This is a genomic window from Flavobacterium sp. RSSA_27 (assembly GCF_051547125.1).
In the GTDB taxonomy this organism is placed as follows: domain Bacteria; phylum Bacteroidota; class Bacteroidia; order Flavobacteriales; family Flavobacteriaceae; genus Flavobacterium.
Genome location: NZ_JBPTTN010000006.1, coordinates 80,210 through 96,623, shown reverse-complemented (window position 1 = coordinate 96,623; position 16,414 = coordinate 80,210). Strand labels below are relative to the sequence as shown.

The following is a 16,414-nucleotide window of genomic DNA, read 5'->3' as shown; positions in this document are numbered from 1 at the left end:
TGCCCTAAATTATTGTATATGAGTAGATTTACTTTGATGTCTTTTTTGTTTTTGTGTAGTGCTGTGCTTTGGTCGCAACCTCAAGAAAAGAAACCTAAGATTGGGCTTGTTTTAAGTGGTGGCGGAGCCAAAGGTTTTGCACACATTGGAGCATTAAAAGTTATTGAGGAGGCAGGCATCAAAATTGATTATATCGGAGGAACAAGTATGGGTGCAGTCATTGGTGGTTTGTATGCCTGTGGTTATAATGCGGCACAAATTGACTCTATTTTTCATGCCGTTGACTTTGATAAATTAATCAATGATTATATACCAAGAGGGTCTAAGAATTTTTATGAAAAACGAAATGACGAATTGTATGCCGTTACCCTTCCTTTTAATAATTTCAAAATAGGCATACCTCAAGCCCTTTCGAAAGGAATGTATAATTTTAATTTATTGACCCGCTTGACCCGAAATGTAAAAAACATTAAGGATTTTAATCAATTGCCAATCCCATTTTTATGCATTGCCACAGATATTGAAAAAGGAGAACAAGTGCTACTGAATAAGGGTAATTTAGCCCAATGTATTTTGGCTAGTGCAGCCTTTCCTTCTTTGTTTTCACCAGTTGAAATAGATGGAAAAGTACTAATAGACGGAGGGGTTGTTAATAATTATCCCATTCAAGAAGTCCTTGATATGGGAGCAGATGTTATTATTGGAGTTGATGTTCAGGATGGGTTAAAAGATCGCACTGCACTAAAAGATGCTACAAAAATATTGGTACAAATTACCAATTTTAATATGATCGAAAAGATGAAAGACAATGTCCGTAAAACGACAGTATATATTCAGCCAGAAATCAAAGACTTTTCGGTGATTTCTTTTGACAAGGGAAAAGATATTATTGTAAAAGGGGAAGAAGCTTCGTTTGCGGTTTATGAACAATTGAAAGCCCTAACAGGCAATAACCAACCTTACCAAAAACCAAAAATGAAGATCATCACCGATAGCATTTTCATCAAGGACATTCAAGTAAATGAATTAAAAAATTTCAACAGTACTTATGTAAAAGGAAAACTCCGATTCAAACCAGGAACAGTGCTAACCTATGATAAGTTGCAAAGTGGGATCAACATCATCAACGGTACTGAAAATTTTTATGGAATCAATTATTCTTTGGAGCCCAATGGAAATGGTGAGACATTGATTTTGAATCTAAAAGAGAGCGAGACCAAAACCCAACTAAAATTTGGATTGCATTATGATGGTTTGTACAAAAGTGCCGTGTTGGCCAATATCACCAAAAAAAAGCTGTTCCTTAAAAATGACAACACGTCACTGGATATGATTATTGGTGATAATTTTCGTTACAATTTAAATTATTATGTAGATAATGGTTACAATATTAGCTTCGGTTTCAAATCAATTTTACAACAATTTGACAGAAATATAAGCAGTAGTATTCAAAATGGGGATCCCCAAGATGATTTGTTATTACTAAATGTGGATTTTCAAGATTGGAGCAATCAAGCCTATTTTCAATCTGTTTTTGTTCAAAAATACTTAATAGGCGCAGGAATTGAACACAAGCATTTGACAATACAACCATTAACACTAGCTAAAAATTTCAAAAGCATAGACGATAGTAATTATTTTAGTGTTTTTGCCTATCTAAAATTTGATGCGTTGGATAGTAAATATTTCCCAACTAAAGGATGGTCTTTTTCGGGTGACATTCATACTTATTTTAATTCCTCAAATTATTCCAATACATTTCAACCTTTCACAATCTTGAAGGCTGATTTTTCAGTGGCAGTGAAACTTATCCCAAATTTAGTTTTTAAATTTGAAACCGATGCAGGAACGGCCATTGGAGAAGAGAGTGTTCCCTTTTTAAATTTTTTACTTGGAGGATATGGCTTCAATCCAATCAATAATTTTAAACCGTTTTTAGGCTATGATTTTTTAAGTATAGGAGGTGATAGCTATATCAAAACCACCGGAATACTTGATTTCGAATTCTACAAAAGAAGTCATCTAAATTTTATGGCCAATTTTGCTAATATGGGCAGTAGGATTTTTAGCACCCTCGATTGGGTGTCGTTTCCAAAGTATTCTGGTTATGCCATTGGATATGGCTTAGATTCCATTATAGGACCCGTAGAAGTAAAGTATTCTTGGTCTCCAGAACTCCCAAAAGGATTTGTTTGGTTTAGTATAGGATATATGTTTTAATCGCAAATTATATAAAAAAAAATACGATATTTGCTTTCATGAAAACAAAATGGCAAGGTTTATTGGATTATCTGCAATTTCTTATTAAAAGAAATCCAGAATGAGTTTCGTTTTTTTTAAGGAATTCAATTAGTTACAATCTAAATTTTTTTTAAAATGCCAATATATCATAAATTAGGGGATTTCCCTCAAAAACGTCATGTTACCTTTGAAAAACCAAATGGTGGTTTTTATTACGAACAATTATTCGGTACAGAGGGTTTTCATGGTCATTCGTCACTATTGTATCATGTACACCGACCCACCCAAGTCAAAGAAATACTAAATTCGTATTCGGTAGAACCCAAAATTGCTATCGGCAAAAACATCAAATCATTATTGCTGAAAGGGTTTGAATTACAACCTGAAAATGATTTCTTAGAAAGCCGTAAACCTATGTTGGTCAATAAAGATTGTACCATTGGTTTAGCCGCCCCAACTGCATCTTTACGTTCCTATTTTTATAAAAATGCCGATGCCGATGAAATGATTTTCATCCACAAAGGAAGCGGAACGCTAAGAACGATGATGGGTAATATTCCTTTTGAATATGGAGATTATCTCATCATTCCTCGTGGAATGATTTATCAAATCGATTTTGATACTACAGAAAATCGCTTGTTTTATGTAGAATCTTTCGCGCCTTTTTATACACCAAAACGATACAAAAACGAATCAGGACAGCATTTAGAACACGCTCCTTTTTGTGAACGCGATTTCAAATTGCCAACAGCGTTAGAAACGCACGACGAAAAAGGAGATTTCTTAATCAAAATCAAAAAAGAAGGGATGATGCACGAAGTGGTCTATGCTACGCATCCTTTTGATGTTATTGGTTGGGATGGCTATAACTTTCCTTATGGCTTTAGCATCCACAACTTCGAGCCCATAACTGGTCGCGTGCACCAACCACCACCAGTACACCAAACCTTCGAGACGGCTACTTTTGTAGTGTGTTCTTTCGTGCCTCGTTTGTATGATTACCATCCAAAAGCTATTCCTGCACCTTATAATCACAGCAACATCGATAGTGATGAGGTATTGTATTATGTAGATGGTGATTTTATGAGCCGTAATAATATCGAACAAGGTCACATCACTTTGCATCCAAAAGGAATTCCTCATGGGCCAGCACCAGGAGCTATGGAACGAAGCATTGGTCAAACTATCACACAAGAATTAGCCGTAATGGTCGATACGTTTCGTCCTTTAATGGTTACCGAAGAAGCGATGGGGCTTGATGACGGACAGTACTACAAATCTTGGGTAGAAGCACCTTAGTCCCCAAAGGGAGGATGGTATTAATTATTCCAAATTAAAATTTTTAAATCAATTTAACTATAAATCCTATTTACCCCTAATAGGAATTCCCCGCCGTGGCGGGGTTAGGGGGCTTAATTATGGCAAAAGAAGTACAATCAGTAGAATACGGACTAGAAAAAATATTTGAAGGAGCACAAGATTTCCTTCCATTAATGGGAACCGACTACGTAGAATTTTATGTGGGTAACGCCAAACAAGCGGCTCATTTTTATAAAACCGCTTTCGGATTTCAATCGCACGCGTATTGCGGTTTAGAAACAGGCTCAAGAGACAAAGTTTCTTATGTGTTAAAACAAGACAAAATCCGTTTGGTGTTGACTACTGCTCTTAACAGTGAATCCCTAATTGGGGAACACGTAAAAAAACACGGCGATGGCGTAAAAGTTGTCGCACTATGGGTAGAAGATGCTCGTAAATCTTTTGAAGAAACTACTAAACGTGGTGCAAAAGTATATATGGAACCTACCGTAGAAAAAGACGAATTTGGAGAAGTAGTTCGCGCTGGAATTTATACTTACGGAGAAACTGTGCATATGTTTGTAGAGCGTAAAAACTATACTGGTGCTTTTCTTCCAGGTTTTGTAGAGTGGAAATCGGACTACAATCCAACATCTGTAGGGTTAAAATACATCGACCACATGGTAGGAAATGTGGGTTGGAACCAAATGAATGTTTGGGTAAAATGGTACGAAGATGTGATGGGATTTGTGAATTTCCTTTCCTTTGATGACAAACAAATCCATACCGAGTATTCTGCTTTGATGAGTAAAGTAATGAGTAATGGTAACGGACGAATTAAATTCCCAATCAACGAACCCGCCAAAGGAAACAAGCGTTCTCAAATTGAAGAATATTTAGATTTTTATGAAGGAGCAGGTGTGCAGCACATTGCCATTGCTACCGATGATATTATTACTACAGTAACGGAGCTGAGAGCTCGTGGTGTAGAGTTTTTGTCAGCGCCACCTCATGCCTATTACCAAGCCATTCCAGAACGTTTGGGCGAGCACATGAGTATGATGAAAGAGGATTTGGCCGTAATCGAAAAGTTAGCCATTATGGTGGATGCCGATGAAGATGGATATTTATTGCAAATCTTTACCAAGCCAGTGGAAGATCGTCCTACCTTGTTTTTTGAGATTATTCAACGAATGGGAGCCAAAGGATTTGGTGCAGGTAATTTTAAAGCTTTATTCGAATCTATTGAAAGAGAGCAACAATTGCGAGGTACGTTATAAAATTAAGATTTTTTTACGAAATCAAAAAAAATAACCAAACCAAAAGCTAATTTTTTGCAAATGTTGTGTTAAACTCAATTTTTTTGTACCTAAAAAATGAATTTGTGTTTTATCTTTGTACTCGCAAATGAAAGGGGTGGTTTCCTTTCATGGGTATTATAAATTTCATAATTTATAGTTTTTTGGTTAGTTAATAGCATAAAAACTCAGTCATTAATTTGACTGGGTTTTTTTGTTTTAATACATTTGATGTTTTTTAACTTTGAAATGCCTTAAGAGCTCAAAATGTACCTAAATGAGAAAACTACTGCTCCTCTTATTGCTGGTTGTTATAGTAAGCTTCAATTCTCAGCATCCTTCGGCATTCGATTCGGGGGAATGGTTTAAATTCAGAATACATTACGGGTTTGTAAATGCTGGTTTTGCAACTTTAGAAGTCAAAGATGCTGTGATCAACCAAAAATCGGTTTACCATGTAATTGGTAAAGGATATACTGTAGGAATGTCGCGTTTCTTTTTTAAAGTAGATGATTTATACGAAAGTTATTTTGATAAAACAACGGGATTTCCCTATCAATTTGTTCGAAAAATAGATGAAGGAGGGTATACTAAAAACCAAGAAGGCTTTTTTAATCAAACCACGAATCAAGTCTTAGTAAAAGATTACAAGCACAATAAAGAGAAATCGTTCTCTTTTCCCAAAGGAACTCAAGATATCGTTTCTACCTTTTACTATCTTAGAAATTATCCCAATATCGATAAGCTAAAAGTTGGGGAATCGGTAGCTATAGACATGTTTTTTGATAACGAAACCACTAAGTTTAAGTTAAAATTCTTAGGTCGTGAAGATATTACAACTAAATTTGGCGTGATTTCAGCAATGATTTTTAGGCCTTTTGTCCAATCTGGTCGTGTTTTCAAAGAGAAAGAAAGTTTGACGGTTTGGATTTCCAATGATCAAAACAAAATTCCCCTGCGAATTAAGGCTGATTTGGCGGTTGGCTCTATAAAAGCTGATCTAGACGCCTACAAAGGGTTAAAATCCCCATTTAAGATAAAAGCAAATTAAAAGCATGATTATTACAGAAAACACCGCTTCCTTGTTAGAAGATATCGATCAAAAGTTCAAAGCTATTCATCAAAAAACCGATACTCATTTGGAGGGTTTACTTTGGTCTAAACCCATAACTTATTGGGACTACATTCAAACAGATGCATTGTTGAATCTGCAAACGCAACGTACCACTTTACCCGATGAATTGGTGTTTATTATGTATCACCAAGTCAATGAATTGTTATTCAAAATGATTCTTTGGGAAATGCAGCAAATTTCATACTGTGAAAACATACAAACCGATTTTTTCACGGATAGATTAATGCGTATAAGTCGTTATTTTACGATGCTTACTACCTCATTTGATATCATGGGAGATGGAATGGAAGTAGCACAATATATGAAGTTTAGAAATACCTTAACTCCTGCTAGTGGTTTTCAAAGTGCTCAATACCGAATGATTGAATTCGCATCAACCGATTTAATTAATTTAATTGATGCAAGATTTCGTGCTACCATTGACCGAAATACACCTTTTGAACATGCTTTCGAACATTTATATTGGCAAGCTGCTGGAAAAGATCATAAAACGGGTGAAAAATCATATTTGTTACAAGAGTTCGAACGAAAATATAAAACTTCTTTTATTGCTCAAATGAAAGAGTACAACACGATTAATCTTTGGCAAAAATTCAAACAATTGCCTAGTGAGGCTCAGCAAGATCCTGCTTTAATCAAGGCTATGAGAGAGTATGATTATACGGTAAATGTTACTTGGGTAATGCAACATTTAAATACAGCTAAAAAATATATTGAGTCAAGTGGTTTAGGAGATGGAGAGGCTACCGGCGGAAGCGATTGGAAAAAATACATGCATCCAAAATACCAAAGACGTATCTTTTTTCCTGAATTATGGAGTGAAGAAGAGTTGGCCAATTGGGGAGTAAATGTATAAGTGGAAATAAGCATTTAGTTGCAAAAATGATTGATACAAAAAAGCAAAAGTAGTGTTGAAATCACTATATTTTATGGAATTACAATTAATTCAATTAAAACCTATTCTATTGAAACGTTTTGGAATCCTTTTATTATGTTGTTTCGTTTTTTTTTCGTGTACGAATAAAGAACAAGTGTGGGATGAGGTGAAATTAAAACCCGTTTCCAAAAAGAATGATTTCGGATTTACTTTTGCAGATTATAATGTTATTCATGATACACTACAAAAAGGAGATACCTTTGGAAGTATCATTCAACAACAAAATATTGGAGACAAGAAAATATTTGATTTGGTAGAACAAATTAAAGATTCTTTTGATGTACGATCGATTAGAAACAACAAGCCCTATACTCTTTTGCGCTCGAAAAATAAGAAAAATGAACTGTTGTATTTCGTGTATCAACCGGATGCACTCCATTATTATGTGGTGGACTTTAGAGATACCATAACTAAAGCCTACAAAAAAACGAAACCTATTACAATTAAAAGACGAACCATTGGTGGTGTTTTAAAAGGATCGCTTTCTGAAACGCTCGAAAGTGCCAAAGTTGAAGCCGGATTGGCAAGCAGAATTGCAAAAATTTATGCTTGGTCCATTGACTTTTTTAAATTAAAAAGAGGCGATCGTTTTGCGATTACTTTTACAGAACGCTTCATAAACGACTCTATTTATGATGGAGTAGATAGTTTGGAAGCTTCTTTCTTTGAATACAAAGGGAAAATTATCTATGCTTTTCCGTTTGTTGCCAATCCTTCATCCAACAGAATCGAATATTATGATGAGGAAGGAAAAGGACTGAAAAATTTCTTTTTGAAAACACCCATTAAGTTCAGCCGTTTGTCTTCACGTTTTTCTGCTAGTCGTTTCCATCCTGTTCAATTGACTTGGAAAGCCCACAAAGGTACGGATTATGCAGCACCACACGGAACGCCTATTACAACTACTGCTTCGGGAGTCGTTGAACAAACCGGTTATACCGCTGGGAATGGTAATTTTGTAAAAGTGAAACATAACGGGACCTATTCCACACAATATTTGCACATGTCAAGAATTCTAGTAAGAAGAGGACAACGCGTAACTCAAGGTCAGCCTATTGGACTTGTGGGAAGTACAGGACTAGCAACAGGACCACACGTGTGCTACCGCTTTTGGAAAAATGGGGTGCAAGTCGACCCCTTGCGTTTGAAGTTACCTAATGGAGAACCTTTGACAGGAGCTACCAAAGATCGTTTTTTCAAGCAAATGAAACCTTTAAAGTATGAATTGGACAGTATTGCCAATCTATAAACACCTTCATTTTATATTATAACGTTTTCGTAGATTCTTGTTTGTTTAAACTTAGGATAACCAACAATTTAAAGTTAATTGCTTAATTTTGTAGCTATTAAAAATGCATTAAATTTAAGTATATGGCTTTACATACAATCAATCCAACGCAAACTAAAGCTTGGGAAAAATTACAAAAACATTTTGCTGCTTTGCAATCAGTTACGATGCAAGAGTTGTTTCTAAAAGACGGCAATAGAGCAGAACAATTCAATATTAATTGGAACGACTTTTTAGTAGATTATTCCAAAAACAACATAGATAAAGAGACAATTCAGCTATTAGTTGAATTGGCTAATGAATGTGGTTTACAATCGGCTATTTCGGATTATTTTGAGGGAGCGTTAATCAATCAAACCGAAAATCGTGCCGTTTTGCATACAGCACTTAGAGCCAAAGCAGATGCGGTTATAAATGTTGAAGGAGTAAATATTATCCCTGAAGTTTATGAAGTAAAAGCCAAAATAAAAACGTTTACGAACGAGGTGGTTTCAGGAATCCGTAAAGGATACACAGGTAAAGCATTTACAGATGTTGTAAATATTGGCATTGGAGGTTCGGATTTAGGACCTGTGATGGCAGTTGAAGCCTTACAATTTTATAAAAACCATTTGAATGTTCATTTCGTATCTAATGTGGATGGAGATCATGCGAATGAGATCATTAAAAAATTAAATCCAGAGACAACATTATTTGTAATAGCTTCTAAAACCTTTACTACACAAGAAACTTTGACGAATTCTGAAACCATTAGAAAGTGGTTTTTACAATCGGCTACACAAGAAGATGTTGCTAAACATTTTGTGGCGGTTTCTACCAATATGCAAAAAGTTACCGAATTTGGTATCAATCCAGAAAATGTTTTTCCTATGTGGGATTGGGTTGGAGGACGATTTTCATTATGGAGTGCTGTGGGCTTGTCGATTAGTCTAGCTGTTGGTTACAACAATTATGAAGCCATGTTAAGTGGAGCAAATGAAATGGACGAACATTTTAAAACCACTAGTTTTGAAAATAACATTCCAGTTGTTTTAGGTTTGTTGAGTGTTTGGTATAATAATTTCTTTGGTGCAGAAAGCGAAGCCTTGATTCCATATACACAATATTTACAAAAATTAGCGCCTTATTTACAACAAGGAACGATGGAAAGTAACGGTAAAAGTATAGGTCGTGATGGTAAAACGGTTAATTACCAAACGGGTACCATAATTTGGGGAGAGCCTGGTACCAATGCACAACATGCCTTTTTTCAGTTAATACACCAAGGCACAAAATTGATTCCAACCGATTTTATTGGTTTTGTAGAGCCATTGTACGGTGATTGGAATCATCATGATAAATTGATGTCAAATTTCTTTGCCCAAACTGAGGCCTTGTTGCATGGCAAAACTGCAGCTCAGGTACAAGCAGAATTTGACAAGCAAGGACTTGCTCCAGAAAAAGCTGCGTATCTATTGCCTTTTAAAGTATTTACTGGAAATAAACCAACCAATACCATTTTAATTCAAAAACTTACTCCTAAATCTCTTGGCTCATTGATTGCAATGTATGAGCACAAAATTTTTGTTCAAGGAGTACTATGGAATATTTTTAGTTTTGATCAATGGGGTGTTGAATTAGGTAAACAATTAGCGAATTCTATTTTAGAAGAAATTGAAACGGAATCTGTTAAAAATCATGATAGTTCGACTTCCTTCTTATTGCAATATTTTCTTAAAAATAAGAAAAAATAAATTTGTAGTAAGTCTTAAAAAAAACCTCGAATACTTCTCTATTCGAGGTTTTTTTTTGATATTTTAGGATAAACTAACAATTTATTATTTATCACAAATGATAGTATAAATGTTGAAGAAAGAACATTATCCTAAAATAAGTATGCATTCATAGTAATTGTTTATTTTTTTAACATTGCACACGATAAAATCTTAAATATGTGTAAGTGAGGGTGCAATCGTGTCTAATTAACATAATATTAACATAAAATTGTCTTAAAAGTTGGAATTTTGCCAAAACTTAATAAAGTAAACAAAAAATGAAAAAACTTACATTTATTTTTATTTTTTTCCTATCCTTAGTTGGATATTCTCAAGTTACTAGTTCATCAATAACTGGTTTCGTAAAGAGTGATTTAGGGGAAAGGTTGCCAGGAGTTACTGTTCAAGCAATACATACTCCAACAGGGACCAAATATTTTGGTGAAACGGATGGAGCAGGTGGCTACTCTATCAATTCGGTGAGACCAGGTGGTCCATATACTGTAAAAGTATCTTATTTAGGTTTTAAAACCTCTGAAATCACAGAGATTAATGCTCCTTTAGGAAATGCAGTAACGGTAAATGTTGTGCTTTCTGAAGAAGTAAATGCATTAAAAGAAGTAGTGATTACTAAAACCACTTCAAATGGTGTTTTCTCAAAAGGGAAAACGGGTGCTTCGCAACAATTTTCGAACCGTCAATTAAATGCGGTACCTGTATTAGGGTCTCGTTCAATAAATTCAGTTACGAAATACAACCCAAATGCTGGAAGTAATGGCTCTTTTGGAGGGCAGGACTCTCGTTACAACAACTTTACTATTGACGGATCTGTTTTTAACAACGGTTTTGGATTAGGTAATGATGCTCAAGCAGGAGGAAGAACTGGTTCTACAGCTATTTCCTTAGACGCTATTGATCAATTACAAATTAATATTGCCCCTTACGATGTTCGTCAGTCTGGATTTACTGGTTCAGGAATTAATGCTGTAACTCGCAGTGGTACAAACGAAGTTGAAGGATCTGTATATACAGCTTTTAGAAATGAGAATAAAACATTCTTAGGACGTGACGCAGGTGATGTAAAGATTGTTCCTGGAAAATTTGACGAAAAAATTTGGGGAGCTAGATTAGGTGCGCCAATTATTAAAGATAAATTGTTCTTTTTTGCCAACTTTGAAACTGTAGACAGAACTTCTCCAGCTACTACATGGACAGCAACAGGTTCTCCAAATGGAAGCGCACAAATTTCTAAACCGACTTATGCTCAAATGGAAGATTTGTCTAATTTCATGGCAAGTACATTCAACTACCAGACAGGGCCTTGGGAAAACTTTGATGCTCTAAGTCAATCTACTAAATTTCTTGCTCGTTTAGACTGGAATATTAATGACAATCATAAACTTACAGCTCGATATGTTCAAAACGATTCCTCATCTGATATATTGATGTCGAATTCAAACTCCTTAGGTTTAGGAAATAGAACAAATCAAGTAAATGCAATGTCTTACCAAAACAGTGGTTATTTGCAAAATGACAATACCCGTTCTATTGTTTTAGAATTAAATAGTAAATTGTCTAATAAATGGAGCAATAATTTATTGGTGGGTTATGACCTACAGAATGAAGATAGAGGTTTGCAAGGTGGAGGATTGTTTCCAACTATTGATATTAGAGATGGATCGGCTACAGCACCTACTTTGATTTCTTTAGGACTTGATCCCTTCACAAATGGCAACTTATTAGATTATTCTACCGCTCACCTTACAAATAATATTACTGGTAATTTAGGGAAACATACCGTAGTTTTTGGGGTTAATTTTGAGCGTTTTGTTTCAAATAACTCTTTCTTTCCAGGTTCTAATGGAGTTTATATTTTTAATTCTATTGCTGATTTCAAAGCTGCAGCAACACAATCAGCAGCCAATGGGAATGCACCTTCAACTTTGTTGCCAAACCGATTCCAATATCGTTATTCTGCACTACCAGGTGGAGAAGATCCTTTACAAGTGTTGAAATACAATAAATATGATGTATATGCACAAGATGAAATTAAACCATATGAAAACTTACGATTGACATTTGGTGTTAGGGCTACAGCTATTTCTTTTGAAAACACCGCTCTCGAGAATCCATTGGTAAATACATTGACTTTTGCAAATGGTGAAAAATTCAATACAGGAGATATGCCTAAAACGCAAATTTTAATTGAACCAAGATTTGGTTTCAACCTAGATTTGAATAATGACGCTACGACTCAAGTTCGTGGGGGTACAGGTATTTTTACAGGTAGACCACCAGCAGTATTTTTGTCAAATGCAATTGGAAATAATGGAGTGTTAACAGGATTCATAGATGCCAGTGGACCTGCTTTGGCTGCAGGCGGTTATGGATTTACTCCAAACCCTCAACAATATTTTACCCCAGCAGTTGCTACACTTCCTTCAACAATCGAATTGGCTTTGACCAAAAGAAATTTCAAGTTTCCACAAACTTGGAAATCTAATATCGCAATAGATCAAAAATTACCTTTTGGTTTTATAGGAACTGTGGAAGGAATTTTTAGTAAAAACATCAATGCCGTTAATTATTACAATGCCAACTTAGATAAACCAGTAGGCACTTTTACAGGGCCAGATAATCGTCCAAGATATGCTAATACTGACGCAGGAGTTAGGATTAATGACAATGTTTCAAGTGCAGTTGTATTAGAGAATACAGATGAAGGATATTTTTACTCTACTACCTTTAAGTTAGAGTATCCTTATCAAAATGGATTATGGGGGTCTATTGCTTACACACACTCAGGGGCTTATGATTTAATGTCTGCGGGTTCTATTGCTGCAGGTTCATGGACAGGAGCAAGATCTGTAAATGGTAATAATGATTTAGCACTTTCTGCTGCAAACACTAATACTCCAAATCGAATCGTTGGTATATTAGGTTATAAAATTACTTATGGAGATAAATTTGGAGGTTCTACATCATTCAATTTAGGATATATAGGTGAGCAAGCAGGTACATTTACATACTCTTATGGAGGGGATATGAATGGAGATCGTGTAAATTTTAATGATCTGTTATATGTTCCAACTAACGCTAATTTAATTAGATTTCAACCTTTAACGGTAGTAAGTAATGGTGTGACTACGGTATATACTGAAGCACAACAGCAACAAGCTTTTGAGAATTATATTAAGCAAGATAAGTATTTGAGAACAAGAAGAGGTATGTATGCAGAACGTAATGCTAGTGTCTTACCAATGTTACATAGAGTTGACTTGTCTGTAACACAAGATTTCTTCATTAAAATTGCTGGAAAAAATAATAATTTCCAATTTAGAGCAGATATTTTGAATTTCACTAACTTAATCAATAAAGATTGGGGTGTTTCAATGAGAGCTACAAATCCTAATGTTTTAAATTATAGAACAACTACTGCTGGAGTTCCATTTTACCAATTAGCTACTCAAACAGATGCTGCTCAAAATAGATTTTTGATTAAAGATACGTATCAAAAAAATGCAAGCGTTTTTGATGTTTGGCAAGCTCAATTTACTTTGAGATATATTTTTGGTAAATAAACATAATTAAGTTTTCATAAACGGCATTCACTTTTGGTGTAATGCCGTTTTTTTTTTACCCCATTTTTTCATATATTTGAAATTCTAAAAAAGATAGTATATGTACGAATTTATACAAAAATTTCACTCTGGTTGGGCTTATTTAGTTTTGTTAATTTTAGTAGTAGCGGTAGTTAATGCACTACTTGGTTTATCTTCCAAAAAAGAATTTACCTCAAAAGATCGAAAAATAGCCTTGTTTGCTTTAATCTTTACACATCTTCAATTGGTTATAGGTTTATTAACTTATTTTGTTTCTCCATTAGGCTTAGCTTCATTTGGACAAATGTCTGACAAAGCATTACGATTAACTTCACTAGAGCATCCATTAATCAATATAATTGCAATTGTTTTGATTACTATAGGTTGGTCAAAACATAAAAAAACTACAGATTCTTTGGCTAAATTTAAAACATTTGCCATTTTCTATGGTTTAGGTTTACTTTTAATTTTGAGCAGATTGCCTTGGTCTCTATGGCTATAATTTTAAAACCTCTGAATTGATTTTCAGGCTGTTTTAAAAAAGTATTAATTTAAAAAACGAATATGAAAAAATTAGTAGCCTTACTTTTTTTATTTGTGATCATTGGAATTGTCTATAGTCAAAGGCCTTTATTAATGAAGGAAAAACTAACAAATTCTAAGGATACTATAAAAAAAGAAAAAACAGATTTCCTGTCTTCTGAGGTAATAAAAGACACTCTTTTTGATCCAAATGTAAAATACCTTCTCTATAAGACCAATGGTCATGCATCCTATTATGCTGAAAAATTTCATGGAAGAAGAACGGCAAGTGGTCAAAAATTTGACATGAATAAATTAACCGCCGCTCACAAAAAACTACCCTTTGGAACAAAAATTAGAGTAACCAATGAGGCCAATGGAAAATCAGTTATTGTTGAAGTAAATGATCGAGGGCCTTTTGTAAAATCTAGAGAAATCGACCTGTCCAAAAAAGCATTTATGGCTATAGCAAGTTCAAAAAGAGCTGGATCTATGCGAGTTACCATTGAGACTATTGTAAAAAAATAAAGTAACTATTACCTTAGTGTTTCAGCGAATTGTTATAGAATGTATAATTTGGCCTAGAAATTTAAATTCTAGGCTTTTTTATTTTTATCGATATTCAATACATTTGAAATATGGACACAAATCTTCCACAACGTAAAATTATACACATCGATATGGATGCATTTTATGCTTCTGTGGAGCAAATGGATAATCCTGCATTGAAAGGTAAACCTATTGCTGTAGGAGGAAACGAGAATAGAGGTGTAGTTTCTGCGGCTAGTTATGAAGCAAGAAAATTTGGTGTTCGAAGTGCTTTGAGTGGGGTATTGGCTAAAAAATATTGCCCTGATTTGATTTTTGTTCGTCCTCGTTTTGATCGTTATAAAGAAATTTCAAAACAAATTCAAAAAATATTTTATGAATATACAGATATTGTTGAACCACTTTCCTTGGATGAAGCTTATTTAGATGTTACTCATAATAAAAAAGGGAATCCTAGCGCCACATTATTAGCCAAAGAAATTCGAGAACGTATTTTTGTAGAAGTTGGACTGACTGCCTCTGCTGGAATATCAGTAAATAAATTTATTGCAAAAGTCGCCAGTGATTATAACAAGCCAAACGGTCAAAAAACAGTAAGCGGAGAGGAAATCATTTCTTTTTTAGAAAATTTGCCTATTCAAAAATTTTATGGAGTGGGTAAGGTAACTACAGAAAAAATGTTTCAATTGGGGATTTTCACCGGATTGGATTTAAAAAACAAATCGATAGCGTTTTTAGAGCAGCATTTTGGTAAAAGTGGAATATATTATTTTCAAGTTGTCAGAGGTATTCACAATAGTCCTGTTCAGGCCAAAAAAACAACCAAATCGGTTGCCGCAGAACATACTTTTGATGTGAATTTATCTTCTGAAATTTTTATGCTCGAACAATTAGAGTCTATTTCTGGTCAAATAGAAAAGAGATTGCAAAAACATTCCATTTCTGGAAAAACAATCACTTTAAAAATAAAGTATAGTGATTTTTCTCAACAAACAAGAAGTAAAACCTTGCCTTATTTTGTTTCTGATAAGAGTTTGATTTTTGATGTAATCCAAGAATTACTTTTTCAAGAGCGATTAAAAGACTCAGTACGGTTATTGGGTATTGCTTTGAGTAATTTAAATACGGAACAGAAGAAAACGGTTGCGGTACAACTTCAATTCGATTTTTAGAGGTATTTGGAGTTCAACAACAGTTAAATCATAAAAATTGTGTCATTAACTTCTGAAAATCAGTTACATTTGATAAATTAAATTACTTGAAGATGTTGAATATCATTGAATATGAAAATGCTAAAGCCAAGTATTTTAATACTTTAGCTCTTAAAACTACCTCGGTATTATCCTTGAGTTTTCACGAAGAATTTTTAGGAAGTGTCAAAAAATCATTCCAAGATTTTAATCGTTTGAATGAAATCTTGCCCAAAAATAACCTACAAATGAACCCTAAACTTCTTAGAGATGCTCTTTTGGATGAAGTTGTTATTGTAACAGATTCTAATTTACAAATTGTTTTTGCTTCCAATAATTTAGCAAAAATGAATGGATATACAGAACATGAAGTCCTTGGGAATAGCCCTAAAATGTTTCATGGCGCAAAAACAAATAAAGTAATTTCAAGTCAAATTCGAGAAAAAATCGATCAAAAATTGCCTTTTGAATCAAAAGTAATCAACTATAAAAAAAATGGTAAAACATATGATTGCTTGATCAAAAGCTATCCCATCTTTAACAAGGAAGGTGATGTGACGCATTTTATAGCATTTGAAAAAACTATTTAAAGAAAAACG

The 16,414-nt window shown here is 34.2% G+C and carries 12 protein-coding genes; all 12 read left to right on the top strand.

Annotated features, from left to right (window positions below; translation table 11 throughout):
* Positions 1–18: 18 nt before the first annotated feature.
* The 12 genes from ACSVH5_RS09715 to ACSVH5_RS09660 all read left to right on the top strand — a co-directional run bounded on the left by ACSVH5_RS09715 (position 19) and on the right by ACSVH5_RS09660 (position 16,405).
* On the top strand, positions 19–2,220 hold the full coding sequence (locus ACSVH5_RS09715) for a patatin-like phospholipase family protein (RefSeq protein WP_438061242.1): 2,202 nt from the start codon (positions 19–21) through the stop codon (positions 2,218–2,220).
* A 156-nt stretch (positions 2,221–2,376) separates the two neighbouring features.
* Positions 2,377–3,540, top strand: a complete 1,164-nt coding sequence (locus ACSVH5_RS09710; protein ID WP_438061241.1) for a homogentisate 1,2-dioxygenase — start codon at positions 2,377–2,379, stop codon at positions 3,538–3,540.
* Between the two features lie 119 nt (positions 3,541–3,659).
* A complete protein-coding gene (hppD, locus tag ACSVH5_RS09705) occupies positions 3,660–4,820 on the top strand; it encodes a 4-hydroxyphenylpyruvate dioxygenase (protein ID WP_438061240.1) in 1,161 nt (386 codons plus the stop codon).
* Positions 4,821–5,115: 295 nt separating this feature from the next.
* On the top strand, positions 5,116–5,889 hold the full coding sequence (locus tag ACSVH5_RS09700; RefSeq protein ID WP_438061239.1) for a DUF3108 domain-containing protein: 774 nt from the start codon (positions 5,116–5,118) through the stop codon (positions 5,887–5,889).
* Between the two features lie 4 nt (positions 5,890–5,893).
* The gene (locus tag ACSVH5_RS09695) at positions 5,894–6,829 is read left to right on the top strand and encodes a tryptophan 2,3-dioxygenase family protein (protein WP_438061238.1); all 936 of its coding nucleotides are present in this window, start codon (positions 5,894–5,896) and stop codon (positions 6,827–6,829) included.
* A gap of 73 nt (positions 6,830–6,902) precedes the next feature.
* Positions 6,903–8,159, top strand: coding sequence for a peptidoglycan DD-metalloendopeptidase family protein (locus ACSVH5_RS09690; RefSeq protein ID WP_438061237.1), 1,257 nt, complete (start codon positions 6,903–6,905; stop codon positions 8,157–8,159).
* Positions 8,160–8,281: 122 nt separating this feature from the next.
* Positions 8,282–9,931 (top strand): glucose-6-phosphate isomerase, encoded by a 1,650-nt coding sequence (gene pgi, locus ACSVH5_RS09685; protein ID WP_438061236.1) that lies wholly within the window; start codon positions 8,282–8,284, stop codon positions 9,929–9,931.
* Positions 9,932–10,230: 299 nt separating this feature from the next.
* Positions 10,231–13,533, top strand: a complete 3,303-nt coding sequence (locus tag ACSVH5_RS09680; RefSeq protein WP_438061235.1) for a carboxypeptidase regulatory-like domain-containing protein — start codon at positions 10,231–10,233, stop codon at positions 13,531–13,533.
* Positions 13,534–13,633: 100 nt separating this feature from the next.
* Positions 13,634–14,056, top strand: a complete 423-nt coding sequence (locus ACSVH5_RS09675) for a hypothetical protein (RefSeq protein WP_438061234.1) — start codon at positions 13,634–13,636, stop codon at positions 14,054–14,056.
* 62 nt (positions 14,057–14,118) lie between these two features.
* Complete coding sequence (locus ACSVH5_RS09670) at positions 14,119–14,604, top strand: septal ring lytic transglycosylase RlpA family protein (RefSeq protein WP_438061233.1); 486 nt, start codon at positions 14,119–14,121, stop codon at positions 14,602–14,604.
* Positions 14,605–14,714: 110 nt separating this feature from the next.
* Positions 14,715–15,797 (top strand): DNA polymerase IV, encoded by a 1,083-nt coding sequence (dinB, locus tag ACSVH5_RS09665; RefSeq protein ID WP_438061232.1) that lies wholly within the window; start codon positions 14,715–14,717, stop codon positions 15,795–15,797.
* Between the two features lie 92 nt (positions 15,798–15,889).
* Positions 15,890–16,405, top strand: coding sequence for a PAS domain-containing protein (locus ACSVH5_RS09660; protein WP_438061231.1), 516 nt, complete (start codon positions 15,890–15,892; stop codon positions 16,403–16,405).
* The last annotated feature ends 9 nt before the right edge of the window (positions 16,406–16,414 follow it).

Excerpts from the sequence above, each read along its gene's own strand:
- ACSVH5_RS09680 (WP_438061235.1), top strand. The coding sequence starts at position 10,231 with ATGAAAAAACTTACATTTATTTTTATTTTTTTCCTATCCTTAGTTGGA.
- ACSVH5_RS09710 (WP_438061241.1), top strand. The coding sequence starts at position 2,377 with ATGCCAATATATCATAAATTAGGGGATTTCCCTCAAAAACGTCATGTT.
- ACSVH5_RS09715 (WP_438061242.1), top strand. The coding sequence starts at position 19 with ATGAGTAGATTTACTTTGATGTCTTTTTTGTTTTTGTGTAGTGCTGTG.
- ACSVH5_RS09695 (WP_438061238.1), top strand. The coding sequence starts at position 5,894 with ATGATTATTACAGAAAACACCGCTTCCTTGTTAGAAGATATCGATCAA.
- ACSVH5_RS09700 (WP_438061239.1), top strand. The coding sequence starts at position 5,116 with ATGAGAAAACTACTGCTCCTCTTATTGCTGGTTGTTATAGTAAGCTTC.
- dinB (WP_438061232.1), top strand. The coding sequence starts at position 14,715 with ATGGACACAAATCTTCCACAACGTAAAATTATACACATCGATATGGAT.
- pgi (WP_438061236.1), top strand. The coding sequence starts at position 8,282 with ATGGCTTTACATACAATCAATCCAACGCAAACTAAAGCTTGGGAAAAA.
- hppD (WP_438061240.1), top strand. The coding sequence starts at position 3,660 with ATGGCAAAAGAAGTACAATCAGTAGAATACGGACTAGAAAAAATATTT.
- ACSVH5_RS09675 (WP_438061234.1), top strand. The coding sequence starts at position 13,634 with ATGTACGAATTTATACAAAAATTTCACTCTGGTTGGGCTTATTTAGTT.
- ACSVH5_RS09690 (WP_438061237.1), top strand. The coding sequence starts at position 6,903 with ATGGAATTACAATTAATTCAATTAAAACCTATTCTATTGAAACGTTTT.
- ACSVH5_RS09660 (WP_438061231.1), top strand. The coding sequence starts at position 15,890 with ATGTTGAATATCATTGAATATGAAAATGCTAAAGCCAAGTATTTTAAT.
- ACSVH5_RS09670 (WP_438061233.1), top strand. The coding sequence starts at position 14,119 with ATGAAAAAATTAGTAGCCTTACTTTTTTTATTTGTGATCATTGGAATT.